Annotated in this window: 12 protein-coding genes; 7 read left to right on the top strand and 5 right to left on the bottom strand. The window is 41.3% G+C overall.

Annotation, left to right across the window (positions count from 1 at the left end; translation table 11 throughout):
- Window positions 1-7: 7 nt before the first annotated feature.
- Window positions 8-1,519, bottom strand: coding sequence for a SulP family inorganic anion transporter (locus tag EWE74_RS03260; RefSeq protein WP_262708704.1), 1,512 nt, complete (start codon window positions 1,517-1,519; stop codon window positions 8-10).
- Between the two features lie 267 nt (window positions 1,520-1,786).
- Here EWE74_RS03260 and EWE74_RS03255 point away from each other — a divergent pair, with 267 nt between their 5' ends.
- Window positions 1,787-3,037, top strand: coding sequence for a PQQ-dependent sugar dehydrogenase (locus EWE74_RS03255; protein WP_130140087.1), 1,251 nt, complete (start codon window positions 1,787-1,789; stop codon window positions 3,035-3,037).
- Between the two features lie 4 nt (window positions 3,038-3,041).
- Here the strand turns inward: EWE74_RS03255 and recR are convergent, their stop codons facing one another.
- Entirely contained in the window at window positions 3,042-3,656 is a 615-nt protein-coding gene (gene recR / locus EWE74_RS03250) for a recombination mediator RecR (RefSeq protein ID WP_130140086.1), read from the bottom strand.
- Between the two features lie 56 nt (window positions 3,657-3,712).
- Here recR and EWE74_RS03245 point away from each other — a divergent pair, with 56 nt between their 5' ends.
- Together EWE74_RS03245 and EWE74_RS03240 are read left to right on the top strand one after the other, a co-directional pair.
- The gene (locus EWE74_RS03245) at window positions 3,713-4,417 is read left to right on the top strand and encodes an LOG family protein (protein WP_130141111.1); all 705 of its coding nucleotides are present in this window, start codon (window positions 3,713-3,715) and stop codon (window positions 4,415-4,417) included.
- An 86-nt stretch (window positions 4,418-4,503) separates the two neighbouring features.
- Window positions 4,504-5,148, top strand: a complete 645-nt coding sequence (locus EWE74_RS03240) for an MgtC/SapB family protein (protein WP_130140085.1) — start codon at window positions 4,504-4,506, stop codon at window positions 5,146-5,148.
- 14 nt (window positions 5,149-5,162) lie between these two features.
- Here the strand turns inward: EWE74_RS03240 and EWE74_RS03235 are convergent, their stop codons facing one another.
- Complete coding sequence (locus EWE74_RS03235) at window positions 5,163-7,538, bottom strand: endonuclease MutS2 (RefSeq protein ID WP_130140084.1); 2,376 nt, start codon at window positions 7,536-7,538, stop codon at window positions 5,163-5,165.
- Between the two features lie 7 nt (window positions 7,539-7,545).
- Window positions 7,546-8,250: a DUF4296 domain-containing protein gene (locus tag EWE74_RS03230; protein ID WP_165384631.1), complete on the bottom strand. Its 705-nt coding sequence runs from the start codon at window positions 8,248-8,250 to the stop codon at window positions 7,546-7,548.
- 82 nt (window positions 8,251-8,332) lie between these two features.
- Between EWE74_RS03230 and EWE74_RS03225 the strand changes: the two genes are divergently transcribed.
- The 4 genes from EWE74_RS03225 to EWE74_RS03210 are packed head-to-tail and all read left to right on the top strand — an operon-like array spanning window position 8,333 to window position 12,340.
- Window positions 8,333-9,025, top strand: coding sequence for a YggS family pyridoxal phosphate-dependent enzyme (locus EWE74_RS03225; RefSeq protein WP_130140082.1), 693 nt, complete (start codon window positions 8,333-8,335; stop codon window positions 9,023-9,025).
- Between the two features lie 28 nt (window positions 9,026-9,053).
- Entirely contained in the window at window positions 9,054-9,875 is an 822-nt protein-coding gene (locus EWE74_RS03220; protein WP_130140081.1) for a DUF3298 and DUF4163 domain-containing protein, read from the top strand.
- A gap of 11 nt (window positions 9,876-9,886) precedes the next feature.
- Window positions 9,887-11,155 carry an aspartate kinase gene (locus tag EWE74_RS03215; RefSeq protein WP_130140080.1) on the top strand — a complete coding sequence of 423 codons (1,269 nt, stop codon included), beginning with the start codon at window positions 9,887-9,889 and terminating at the stop codon, window positions 11,153-11,155.
- 3 nt (window positions 11,156-11,158) lie between these two features.
- Window positions 11,159-12,340: a class I SAM-dependent methyltransferase gene (locus tag EWE74_RS03210; protein ID WP_130140079.1), complete on the top strand. Its 1,182-nt coding sequence runs from the start codon at window positions 11,159-11,161 to the stop codon at window positions 12,338-12,340.
- Window positions 12,341-12,405: 65 nt separating this feature from the next.
- Here the strand turns inward: EWE74_RS03210 and EWE74_RS03205 are convergent, their stop codons facing one another.
- Entirely contained in the window at window positions 12,406-14,673 is a 2,268-nt protein-coding gene (locus tag EWE74_RS03205; protein WP_130140078.1) for an aconitate hydratase, read from the bottom strand.
- Between the last annotated feature and the right edge of the window lie 95 nt (window positions 14,674-14,768).

The raw sequence follows: 14,768 nt of genomic DNA, 5'->3' as shown, positions 1-14,768 counted from the left end.
CATGTCCTCAATCGTTTGGCATAACCTTATACGTGGGATCTTCCGCTATATCGATTTTGACAAAACCTTGTGCATTTTTTAATAAGGAACGGCAATCTGGACTAAGATGTCTCAATTGTACATGCTTATCCTGTTTTGCATATCGTCCCGTAATCTTATTCAACGCATCTATGGCAGACATATCTACCACCCTACTCTCTTTAAAATCAATAATAATATATTTTGGATCATCGAATACATCGAATTTTTCCATAAACGCAGCTGTAGATCCGAAAAACAATGGGCCATATATTTCGTAGTGTTTCACCCCATCTTCGTCGATGTATTTTCTAGCACGAATACGTTTGGCGTTGTCCCATGCAAAAACCAGTGCGGAAACAATTACACCAGCTAATACCGCTAAAGCAAGGTTGTGCAGCACAACTGTAATAGCCGCGACTAACATGCCTACAAAAATATCTGATCTCGGAAATTTATTAATAATACGTAGGCTTACCCACTGAAATGTACCAATGGCAACCATCATCATCACCCCCACCAAAGCCGCCATCGGAATCTGTTCGATAAACGGTGCGCCCACTAAAATGATAACCATAATAGTCACGGCACCGATGAACGATGAAATTCGGGTGCGAGCACCGGCATCGAGATTAACCAGTGTCTGTGCGACCATCGCACACCCCCCCATACCGCCGAAAAAACCATTTACCATATTCGCCAAGCCTTGTGCCACCGCTTCCTGGTTTGACTTTCCTTTTGTATTTGTTATTTCATCGACCATATTAAGGGTCAAAAGTGATTCGATAAGCCCCACTCCTGCCATAACCAATGAGTAGGGAAAGATTAATTTCAGCGTATCTAATGTCCATGAGATATCGGGAATACGAAAAGTAGGAAGCGTTCCACTTACCGATGCAATATCTGCCACTTTTTTTGTATTGATGCCAAATATGGTCACCAAGGTAAATACCATTAAAATAGCAACTAAAGATGCCGGAATTTTCTTCGTTATCTTCGGGAATCCTATAACGATCAGAATCGTTAGGCCCGTTAGCCCAATCATCGTATAAAGAGATGCACCGGTCATCCAAGAGGACGGATCCGTAAGTAGCCTGAATTGTTGGACTTGGGCCATAAAAATAATAATTGCCAAACCATTCAAGAATCCATACATTACCGGCTGCGGAATTAAACGAACAAATTTGCCTAGCTTACATAGACCAACTAGTAATTGCAATATACCTGCCAACACTACCGCGGCAAAAAGATATTGGACACCGTGCCCGGCTGCCAATGCAATTAATACAACGATTGTAGCACCAGCTCCGCCCGATACCATGCCCGGTCTGCCTCCCAAAATAGATGTCACCAGCCCCATTAAAAAAGCAGCATATAATCCTGTTAACGGTGAAAGACCTGCTAGGATGGCAAACGAAAGAGATTCTGGAATCATCGTCATGGCTACGGTCAATCCTGCCAGAATTTCATTTCTTAAACTGATATTTTCCAGTAATTTCAAGATAAAAAGGATATATTTTAACCGCGTCAAAGGTAATTATTTTTTAAGTCCATCGTAGTATTTTCATGACCCGTAATGTTTTTTTAAAATATTTGCATTTATAAAAAAATACTACTACCTTTGCAGTATCATAATTTAGGTTTATAATTGGTTAGCTAAAGGTTTTCATTCTCCCCGTTTGAAAACCTTTTTTTATGCCTTATCAAAACATTTTCATACATTTAATGCTTAAATGAAAAAGACATACTAAAAAATAATATTTGACAGATGAAACGAACATTTCCAGCTTTTTTATTATTATCGACGGCTTCATTAGTTGCTACCTCTTGCAATACTAACGGGGCTTCCAAAGCGTCAGACGACCATGCTGCAACCGACAGTGTTTATCCTCCCGTAGAAAAAAACAACCCCAATACAGATTACAAACCTGCTTTTGAAGGTCAGACTCGGGCTCCAGGGGTAAAGACACAGACACCGTACGAAAGCGAAGTGGTCACAGACAAACTCAAATCTCCTTGGGGGATTGTGGCACTTCCTGATGGCCGCCTATTAATTACCGAAAATGAAGGCAACATGCGCATCGTTTCTGACAATGGCGAACTTAGCGAAGCAATTGGCGGCATCCCAAAAGTGGATGCACGTGGCCAAGGCGGACTTCTTGGACTTACACTCGATCCTAATTTTGCATCTAATAGAATGGTATATTGGGTATTCTCTGAACCTGTATCTGGTGGCAATCACACGGCGGTAGCCAAAGGACGTCTAGCTGATGATGAGAAGTCCATTGAGAATGCGCAGGTTATTTACCAAGCTTTGCCAACCTATGATGGCAAACAACATTATGGCGGACGTATTATTTTTGATAAAACGGGGAACTTATTTGTGAGTACAGGTGAACGTTCTGATCTCGAAACAAGACCACAAGCACAAGACCTGAAATCTGCTTTAGGAAAAATTGTCCGCATCACAAAAGACGGCCAAGCAGCACCCGACAACCCTTTTGCTTCAGACGGCGAGGCTCGTCCGGAAATCTATAGCTACGGAAACCGGAATGTGCAGGGTTTGGCATTACATCCAGAAACCGGAGATTTATGGGAAACAGAATTCGGCCCACGTGGAGGGGATGAACTTAACCGCATAGAAGCAGGAAAGAATTATGGATGGCCAACGATCACTTATGGTTTAGAATACAGTGGAAAAGAAATAGGAAATCCCCCCATCCAACAACAAGAGGGACTAGAGCAACCCGTTTATTATTGGGATCCCGTATTATCACCAAGCGGCCTGATCTTTTATACAGGTGACGCTATTCCAGAATGGAAAAATAACATATTTAGCGGAGGCTTAAGCAGTATGCATATTGCACGGCTTGTTATTAAAGACAATAAAGTAGTGGGCGAAGAACGCCTTCTGGAAAAAGAAGGACAGCGCTTCCGAGATGTCGTACAAGGTAAAAACGGCGAAATATTGGCAATTACAGATGGTGGTAGACTTTATAAAATACATAAGAAAATATAGGGTTTTACCCTATATTTCTTTCATAAGGTACTCGCGTAGCAATAGACCGTCCTAACGTTATTTCATCGACGTATTCCAGTTCACCACCAAAAGCTATACCTCTAGCTATCGTACTAATCTGTACATCAAAATCCTTCAATTTTCTATACAGATAGAAAATTGTGGTATCGCCTTCCATCGTCGCGCTAAGGGCCAAAATAATCTCCCGCACTTCACCTTTCTTCAATCGTTCCATAAGTGCTTCTATCTTGAGATCGGAAGGTCCTACCCCATCCATCGGCGAAATAAGTCCGCCTAGCACATGGTAAACGCCTTGATATTGATTCGTGTTCTCTATGGCCATTACATCCCGGGTATCTTCCACCACACAAATTGTTTCATGATCCCGCTTTACAGACGAACAGATTTCGCATACTTCGTGATCGGAAATATTAAAACACGTCTTACAATAACGTATCTGTTCTTTAAGTTGATCTATGGAATGGGTGAAACGGTTCACGTCGCTATTTGATTGTTTCAACAAATGCAGTACCAACCGTAAAGCAGTTTTTTTACCTATTCCGGGCAAACGCCCAAATTCTTCTACTGCCTGTTCTAAAAGTCGCGACGAAAAATGCATATGCAAAAATAAAAAAAATCCCTATCTTGGAAAACTCAACAAGTGGAATCATGTATATGGTTAAAGATGACAAAATAAGAAGATCATTTGCCAATAAAACTTGGCAAGAAATAAAAGTAAAAGACTCTTGGCAGATTTTCAAAATCATGGCAGAATTTGTCGATGGTTTTGAAAAATTAGCCAAAATAGGTCCCTGTGTATCCATATTTGGTTCTGCGAGGACCAAATCCGACCACAAATATTATGAAATTACGGTGGAAATAGCACGTTTACTTGCGGACAAGGGTTATGGTGTAATTTCAGGGGGAGGTCCAGGCATTATGGAAGCCGCCAACAAAGGCGCGCACGATGCCGGCGGTAAATCGGTTGGACTCAATATCGAATTGCCTTTTGAGCAGTTTCACAATAAATATATTGACCGGGACAAGCTGTTAGAATTCAATTATTTCTTCGTACGTAAAGTTATGTTCACAAAATATTCGCAGGGATACATTGTGATGCCTGGTGGGTTTGGCACGATGGATGAACTCTTTGAAGCCATCACCTTAATCCAAACCGGAAAGATTGCCCGCTTCCCGATCGTTTTGGTCGGAACTGAATATTGGAAAGGATTATTCGATTGGATTGCGAATTCCATGTTGGGTAATGCCTATATTTCCGAAGAAGACTTAAAACTTTACCGTTTTGTAGATACGGCAGAAGAAGCTGCCGACCATATCTTCCGATTCTATGATAAATATTTAATGAAACCGAATTTTTAAACACAAAACCATTAAACTTTCTATGTACGAAACCGTTATACTAGCAATGCACGATGACGGCAGTTGCTATTAATTGATAATAAGATATGTTTGAGTGGCTAGAAGACGTGCCTATCCAGAGTGTATTAATATCCATTTTATGTGGTGCTGTGGTAGGCTTTGAACGAGAGTTTAAAAATAAATCTGCGGGTTTTCGTACCATTATCCTCATTTGTTTGGGTTCTACCATATTTACCTTAACATCCCGTATGGGAAATATATCCGATGACCGTATCGCTGCCAATATTGTGACCGGAATTGGTTTTCTAGGTGCAGGCGTCATTTATCAAGGCAAATTTACCGTACAGGGATTGACAACAGCAGCTGTCATCTGGTCTATGGCAGGTGTCGGTATGATGATTGGCTTTGAGAACTATGCGCTTGGCTTTGTGCTCACTTTTTGCATGGTGATAATTCTGTCCCTATTCCAAAAGATGGAAAACCTACTTGCCAACATTTACTTTATACGAACTATCCACGTCACTTTTCAAAATATCGAAGTAGCCCATTTAGGTGAATTTGAAAATTTCATGAAAGAGCATAAAGTAAAGCCTCAACGCAAAGGCGTAGAGAAAAATGGAGAACATCTTACGGTTGTTTATGAAATAACGGGTACACAAAAAAATATCCGTCGCGCAAACGATGCTATTATCACACTGGATTATGTGTATTCATTTAATAATTTAGGCTAAACAAAGCCCCACCGTTACTGAATATAAGCGTAGGTAATTCCATCTCCCCCACGATCAGCATGTTCGTCTTCAAAATGGGATATGTGACTATATTTACGCAGATAATCCCGAATAAATTTTCGGAGTATACCGTCTCCTTTGCCATGCAAAATTTTCAACGACGGGTAACCGATCATCACTGCGCGATCCAGCACGGTTTCCAACTGGCGTAAAGCATCTTCTGTACGCATTCCCCTGACATCAAGTTCTGGCTGAAAATCGGCTGCCGATTCCGTAGAAATAGCTTTGTGCTTCTTGACCACATTAGCTTTTTCCTTTCCCTGCAATTTAACCACTTTATTTTTCTTGACCACCGTACGCAGTTCTCCAAGTGCCAAAATCAGATTGTTCCCTTTCGCAACCTCTATGACTTGCGCTTCTGTATCAGCTCCCAGAATTTTTACCCAATCCCCTACTTTGATGGATTCGTCCATTTGTGCAGCCACAGCTTGTTTGGTCACAGGTTTCTTCTCGGTGTGCTTATCCACCTCGGCATGCAAACGACGTCGTATTTCCCTGGTTTTATCTTTATCCGCCTGTACGGATTTAATTTCGGCAACCGTATTCTCCACCAGTTTATTCGCATTTTTCAAAATCTGGCGAGCTTCCTCCTTCGCTGCCCGAATAATCTGTTTCTTATTTTCTTCCAGATATCCCTGCAAGTTTTCGTATTCGTTCTTTAATTTTTCTAACTCGCGTTCTCGCATAGCGATCGCCGTCTTCGTGTCGTATATTTCCTTTTTATCACGCTCCAGATCCACTAATAACGTATCCACTTTCTTCTGACGAGCACCTATTTTGTCTTTGGCCACATGTAAGATCTCTTTACGCAAACCTATTTTCTGTGCTATCTCAAAAGCGTATGAACTTCCGGGTTTTCCTACCTGCAAGATATATAGCGGATGCATCGCGACATTATCGAATAACATAGATGCGTTTTCCAATCCGGCTGTATTACTCGCAAATACTTTAAGGTTGGAGTAATGCGTTGTTATCACACCACGCACCTCTTTTTTGTTCAACGCTTCCAAAACCGCTTCAGCAATCGGCCCGCCAAATAACGGATCCGTCCCTGTACCAAACTCGTCAATCAGGATCAACGTTCTCGCATTTGCAAACTCGGTGAAATGCTTCATTTTTGACAGGTGCGCACTATAGGTACTCAAGTCACTCTCGATAGATTGGTCATCGCCAATATCCGCAAATATCTGTCGGAAAACCCCCACTTTAGAGGTTGGCTCCGCCGGGATGAGCAGTCCCGATTGCACCATAAGCTGTAGCAAACCAACTGTTTTCATACAAACCGATTTACCGCCGGCATTTGGTCCAGAAACTAGAATTATGCGGTCTTCGCGATCTATTTTGATATTTAAGGGAACGACGGACGGATGATTTTCTCTGCGCGAATTAATTAACAACAGCGGATGCCGCGCATTAACGAGGTTAATATCTGCCTCCGTTGATAATTCCGGCATCTCGGCCTCCATATCAATGGCAAATAGCGCTTTCGCCCGAACAAAATCAAGTTTACTTAATAAACCATGATACGCTAATAATAACGGAACATGCGGACGCAATTCGCTGGTTAATTCCGTCAATATCCGTATAACTTCCCGTCTACGCTCAAACACCAAATCTCTCACCTTATTGTTAAGGTGAAAAACTTCTTCTGGCTCTATATAAGCTGTTTGTCCAGTAGCAGATTCATCATGTATAAAGCCCTTTAATTTACGTTTGTTTTCCGCGAGTATAGGAATACACAAGCGACCGTCTCTAATCGTTAAGTTTCCGTCTGCTGTCCAACCGTTATTTTGTGCCTGCTTAAATACCTGATCGATACGTTTACGTGCTTCCTGTTCACTTTTAAGTATTTGTTGCGTCAAGTCCAACAACAAACGAGATGCATTATCTTTCATTTTCCCGCTGTCGTTTATCACCACCTCAATCTGTCGGATAATCTGTTTTTCGATAGGAAGATGTTCAAAAAGCAATTCCAGATGCACATACTGCCCTTGCCGTTCGTTGAAATAGCGGATAATAGCATACACCGTACGCAATGAAAGTAAAATACGATGAAACTCCTCCTCTGCTAAAAAAGAACCTTCTACACGGGCTTTTTCTGCTAACGGCTTTATAGGGTACAAATGGTCCACAGGAAGCGGTGCATCGTTAACCAACAAATCCTTAAACTCTTGTGTTTGACGAAGAAACCTATCGATATTATCAAGTTTCACTTGAGGCTGAATTTTCTCCACCATTTCTCTTCCAGACTCACTCAAACATTTATCTTTTATCAGGTCTTTAATTTCAATAAAACCTAATTTATCTATTGCATTTTTGGGAAAAATCATAAAATTCTTAATTTTCAAGCGGCTTCGCTTCTACTTTTTTCGACGTAGGGTTTCGCATCGGAGTTGGTCGGACACGTTTAGGTACCATCGCCGGTTTCCGTTCAACAGATATCGTATTCGAATCCAGTGGAGACTTTTCCGTTTCTTCTGCATTCGGTTCATCTGCTTCTTTTGATACCGAAGGCTGGATCGTTGGTTGATATGTCTGAATAGCATATAGTCCTGCGCCATTCATAAAATCGTTTTGATGCACACGATATGTCAATGGCACCGTATCCACCTGTACCTCTAGAATTAACCTACGTGCATCCTCTTTTAAACGTTCAAACCTCTGGACGATACGTATACTATCTGAGACCCACACGTTTCTCAAAGAATCTGCCCGACGATAGTCATCCTCATAGCCATTTATTTTTTTTGTCACTTTGGTATACAATTCCTTAGAAACTATAGGGTTGCCTAAATAATAAGCAATATTATCCTTAAATTTAATCGAGTCGATACCGTATTTTTCAAATACCTCTCCATACAAGCTGCCGATAACTTTACGGGTACTATCCACTGGCAAGGTATTCAAATAGCCATCCACCAGATGTACATCCGTCATCAAATCTACCATCGTCTTTTCCGAAAGGATTCCTTTTGGCTTCGACCGATTACAGGAGATCATCAAAAAAAACGAAGACAATATAATAAGTATTAAGCGCTGCATTTTGTAAGTTTGTACAAAATTACAAAAAGGCATCATAATAACCGCTTTTTTTCATTTTCAGAACATTTGAAATTACACCAAAATGAGTATTGCAACAAATATTGAATCTTTACAAGTCGACCTCAAACCAATCGGTGTTACCCTTATTGCCGTTTCCAAAACAAAATCTAACGAAGAAATCATGGAAGCCTATACTGCGGGTCAGCGCATATTTGGTGAAAACATGGTACAAGAAATGGTTGAGAAATATGAAGCATTACCGAAAGATATTGCCTGGCATCTTATAGGTCACTTACAGACAAATAAAGTGAAATATATTGCTCCTTTTGTATCCATGATACAATCTGTTGATTCATTAAAGGTTTTAAAAGAAATCGATAAACACGCCGGCAGGCACCACCGGGTCATCGACTGTCTTCTACAGGTGTATATTGCAGATGAAGCCACCAAATTTGGTTTCGATCATGCAGAGCTTATCGAAATGCTGCGTAGCCATGACTTTCAGGATTTACAGCATGTGCGTATCCGTGGGCTTATGGGCATCGCCACCAATACCGAAAACGAGAAGGTGATCAAAGAAGAGTTTTATGAACTAAAAATGTTGTTCGATGGCATCAAGACTAGTTTTTTCCGTAAGGAGGATACCTTTGATACCCTATCTATGGGTATGTCGTCGGATTACAATCTGGCTATAGAGAAGGGGGCAAATATGGTCCGACTCGGAAGTACCATTTTCGGGAAACGTATTATCAAACATTATAAGAACAATGATTAATGGTTAACGGTTAAGAAACTAGCAATTGGTGAAAAAGCATTTAATATATAGTATCGGACTGGGCATTTTCTTATTCGCCCACAGTTGTACCAGTAGAAACAAATCACAGGAAAGCGTATCAACAATAGCAGAAGATGCTTCTCCGTTGATGACAGACACGCTGGATTATCACATGGAGGTTTTCAAGGAGATCAGCCCTTATTTTTCCGGTGACGAAATGACCTTGGACACGACATTTTATGCGGCACGTTATCCTGTTTTTTCTACAGAAATAGATTCCTTGGTTCGAGAAGCAATCTTTGTCGATGGTGAGCATAAAGCAGACCAAGTAGCAGAAAGCTTTCTAGGTGGATTCAATGAATATGCCGAAGAACAAATCAATAGTGAAAATCATGCTTTTCATGCTTGGTTCAGAAATCAAGATTGTGAAGTTATGTTGAATGTACCCGGATTTCTAACCTTAAAGAATGCGATTAGTGAGTACACAGGAGGTGCACACGGAATAGAAATTGAAATCTGGTCTAACTACGATACGCAAAATAAAAAGAAGCTTTCATTGGCTGATATTTTTCAAGACACACTTGTATTACGCCAAATTGTAGAAGGTTATTTCAGAAAACAAGAAAAGTTGAGCGATACCAGCGCTTATGGAAGTAATTATTTTTTTGATGATGAAACCTTTACCCTGGCAGACAACTTTGGCCTGACCCGTGTGGGACTTTTGTTTCACTATAACCCTTACGAGATCAAATCGTATGCGGAGGGACCGACTACACTCATTGTTCCATATAATGCATTGGAAGAGGTAACGACGGAAAAAGGTCAGCGGTTGTTAGATATTGTAAAATAAAAAACGTTTTAATGCAAGTATTTAAATTTGGCGGAGCATCAGTAAAAGATGCGGACAGCATACGAAATGTAGCCGATATTATAACTAAATATAAGGAAGATGAGTTGCTTGTGGTGGTTTCTGCACTTGGTAAAACCACCAATGCACTGACCGAGGTTACCCAACATTTTGCGGACCAGACCGGGCAAGCATTTGACTTGTTGGAAAAGGTAAAAACAGCACATCAACAGATTCTGACAGCACTTTTCGGCGTATCGCATCATGCCATATTTGATGAAATTGCAAATTGCTTCGTAGAAATTGAATGGATACTGGAAGAAGAACCACAAGATGCATACGACTATCTGCATGATCAGATTGTTTCTGCCGGCGAAATTGTTTCTTCAAAAATCCTCGCTGCTTACTGTACCCACATTGGGTTGCCTATCAAATGGATAGATGCACGTGATTACATTTTTACGGACAACACCTATCGGGAAGCAGACGTTAACTGGCAAAAAACAGAAGATAAAATCCGCAGAGAATTACCAAGTATACTCGACAATCAAATCATTATCACACAAGGTTTTATCGGCTCTACCTCGGAAAACTTCACCACAACGCTGGGTCGCGAGGGATCCGATTATTCGGCAGCTATATTCGCAGCTTGCCTACAGGTTGATAATGTGACCATATGGAAAGATGTACCCGGTGTGCTCAATGCTGATCCAAAATGGTTTAATCCGACAGAACTCATTCCGGAATTATCCTATACCGACGCTATTGAGTTAACGTATTACGGGGCAACAGTTATCCATCCGAAGACAATTAAACCGTTACAGAACAAGAAAATCACGTTAAATGTACGCTCTTTTGTCGCTCCCGAGCAACCCGGAACACTGATTCGTACGACGAATGATGGACTGCCTATTCCTTCTTTTATTTTTAAAGTCAATCAGGTTTTTGTGAGTATACAGCCGCGGGATTTTTCTTTTATTGTAGAGGATAACTTAAGCCATATATTCAACCTCTTCCATAACCACCGTATCAAAATAAATATGATGCACAACAGCGCCATAAGCTTCTGTGTTAGTATTGATGATACCGGTGCTAATGTGGATGTCTTGCTCGAAGAATTGGAAAAACGCTATAAGGTAAGTGTTGAAAAGGGTTTGGAACTTATTACGATACGCTATTATAATCAAGAAACTATCGATCGGGTATTGGTGAATAAGGAAATTATCCGGGAGCTGAAAGATAGTTACACCTGCCAGTTACTAGTTAAGGAGTTAAGGAGCTAAAGGGTGAACGGAAACATTTTGTCAGCGGAAGTTCAGACGTTTATCCGACAGCATGCTGACATGGATGCAAGCCGGATTGCGTTGAAAAAAAGTCCATTTGAGGGCGTCTCATCGTCAGAACTTGCACAACAGATAACCGGCTGGCAAAAAGTGAGCAGTAAAATGCCGGAATGGCTAAAACAAGACAAAGCCTTATATTTCCCCGAAAAACTTAACCTGGAGCAGTGTTCCTCTGCCAAGACTGGAAAGTTCAAGGTTTCCCTTCTTTCACCAGACTGTACGGTGTTAGATTTGACGGGAGGGTTTGGTGTGGACAGCTATTTTTTTGCACAACGTGCAAAAAAAGTAATACATTGTGAAATCAACCCCCAACTGTCGCAAATCGTAGCGCATAATTTTCTTGAATTAGCTATAGACAACGTACAATTTCACACGGGAGATGGCATCACTTTCTTAGCTTCATCGCGTAAACGATATGATTATATTTATACCGATCCATCCCGTAGAGTAAAAAATCAAAAAGTTTTCCGGCTAGAAGATTGCGAACCCAATATACTCGCTTATCAATCCTTATTTTTTGAACATTCGGATACGCTCCTCACTAAATTAGCACCACTACTCGATATCTCGGGGGCGTTAAATGTACTGCCACATGTTAGAGAAGTATACGTCATCAGCATCGAAAACGATTGTAAGGAATTGTTGTTTGTCCAGGAAAAATCTTTTCAAGGCATACCGACTATTCATGCCGTACGTCTATCGACAGACAAATCGCAGACGTTCTCTTTTAATTATATACAAGAGAAGGAAACGGTACCAACATTGGGGGAACCAACAAACTTTCTATATGACCCTGATGTGGCCATTACGAAAGCGGGCGCTTTTAAATCTGTCGCTTCCGCCTTCCATCTTCAAAAACTACATCAGCACAGCCATCTGTATAGCCACGATGATTTCATCGGGGATTTTCCTGGACGTGTATTTCGCATACAACAAGTTGTTCCGTTTTCTAGATTTAAAAAAAACACTGGTGTAGCGAAAGCCAATATCGTCACTAAAAATTTTCCTTTAAAAGTCGAACAGATCCGAAAGAAATTCAAAATTAAAGAGGGCGGAGAAGATTATTTATATTTCACGACACTATATGATGACCGGCTTGTGGTTGTGTACACGAAGCGCATTTAAGATCATAGAAAAAGCCACGACCTATTAAAGAGCCGCGGCTTTCGCATTCGTTTACTTACTTAAATCTATTTCGCTTGATTTGCACGGATAATATTCAATGCCCCACCAGCTTTAAACCATTCAATCTGCTGTGCATTGTACGTATGGTTAACCAAAATACTATCTTGCGTACCATCAGCATGATGCAAGACAATAGTCAATGGTTTTCCAGGAGCAAACTCTGTTAAGCCGATGATATCGATGGTATCGTCCTCTTGAATTTTATCGTAATCGTCCTTATTGTCAAACGTTAAGCCCAACATACCTTGTTTCTTTAAGTTCGTTTCGTGGATACGGGCAAAAGATTTAACCAATACCGCACGCACACCTAGATGACGAGGCTCCATGGCCGCATGTTCACGAGAAGATCCTTCACCATAATTTTCATCACCCACGACGATCGAACCGACACCCGCAGCTTTGTATGAGCGCTGTGTAGCTGGCACTGCCGCATATTCACCAGTCAATTGATTCTTCACAAAATCTGTTTTATCATTAAAGAAATTGACCGCTCCAATAAGCATATTGTTAGAAATATTATCCAAATGCCCTCTGTATTTCAACCAAGGGCCTGCCATCGATATATGATCAGTCGTACATTTACCCTTGGCTTTTATCAACAGTTTCAATCCTATAAGATCTGTGCCTTCCCATGCGGAGAACGGTTCTAATAATTGAAGACGGTCAGATGTAGGCGACACGTCCACTGTTACTGCCGAACCGTCTGCTGCTGGCGCCTGATATCCCGGATCCTCCACATCAAAACCTTTTGACGGCAATTCATCACCTGTTGGCGGATCCAGTCTAACCTGCTCACCGTTTTTGTTAGTCAACGTGTCCGTAACTGGGTTAAACCCTAGATTACCAGCGATAGCAATCGCGGCCACCATTTCCGGAGAAGTCACAAAGGCGTACGTATTTGGATTACCGTCAGCACGTTTTGCAAAGTTTCTGTTAAACGAGTGGACAATGGTATTTTTCTCTTGTCTATCAGCTCCAGCACGATCCCACATACCGATACAAGGGCCACAAGCGTTCGTAAAGATAGTAGCGTTTAAATCTTCAAACGTTTTTAGCAAACCGTCACGGTCTGCTGTATATCGTACCTGTTCCGAACCCGGGTTAATACCAAATTCCGCTTTTGTAACCAGACCTTTATCAATAGCCTGCTTAGCAATAGAAGCCGCACGGGATAAATCCTCGTAGGAAGAGTTTGTACACGAACCAATCAGGCCCCACTCTACCTTTAACGGCCAGCCATTCTTTTCAGCTTCTTCGTGCATACGCGAAACCGGCGTATATAAGTCTGGTGTAAATGGACCATTCAACGACGGTTCCAATTCAGACAAATTGATTTCGATTAACTGATCAAAATATTGCTCCGGATCAACGTAAACTTCAGGATCTGCTGTTAGATGTTGTTTTACAACATTTGCCGCGTCAGCTACGTCAGCCCTACCTGTAGCACGCAAATAACGTTCCATAGAAGCATCGTAACCGAAAGTCGAAGTTGTTGCTCCAATCTCCGCCCCCATGTTACAGATTGTACCTTTACCTGTACATGAAAGAGATTCTGCTCCTTCACCAAAATACTCTACGATAGCCCCTGTACCACCTTTCACGGTTAAGATACCAGCAACTTTTAGGATAACATCTTTTGGTGCTACCCATCCAGACAACCTACCCGTTAATTTAACACCGATTAGTTTAGGGAATTTAAGTTCCCATGGCAAACCAGCCATGACATCACACGCATCAGCTCCACCAACACCAATAGCCACCATACCTAACCCTCCAGCATTCACCGTGTGCGAATCCGTACCAATCATCATTCCACCAGGGAAAGCATAGTTCTCCAACACCACTTGGTGGATAATACCTGCTCCCGGTTTCCAAAAACCTATTCCATATTTATTGGATACAGAAGATAAGAAATTAAATACTTCTGAGCTTTCGTTTTTCGCTCGTGTCAAGTCCTGTTCCGCACCGTCCCTTGCTTGAATTAAGTGGTCACAGTGAACAGTTGAAGGTACCGCTACTTTAGGGCGTCCGGCTTGCATAAACTGTAATAATGCCATTTGTGCCGTAGCATCTTGCATGGCAACACGATCCGGTGCAAAATCTACATAAGAAGCTCCTCGCTCATAAGCTTCGGTTGCGTTTCCTGCCCATAAATGTGTATACAAAATTTTCTCAGCAAGCGTTAAAGGTTTGTTAACCACTTGACGCGCAGCAGCAATGCGCTCGTCGTATTGGCTATACACCTTCTTAATCATTTCAATGTCAAAAGCCATATTCTCTCTCTAAATAAATTCGTTTATTAACAATTTGATTTAGCGAAAGATACGAAAAAATGGAATAAATATCAAATTGTCAAGAATGGAAAGCG

Origin of the sequence: Sphingobacterium corticibacterium, assembly GCF_004208525.1 — a bacterium.
Lineage (GTDB): Bacteria > Bacteroidota > Bacteroidia > Sphingobacteriales > Sphingobacteriaceae > Sphingobacterium > Sphingobacterium corticibacterium.
Note: the sequence above shows the minus strand (reverse complement) of the source record. Positions and strands in the feature narration are given on the sequence as shown.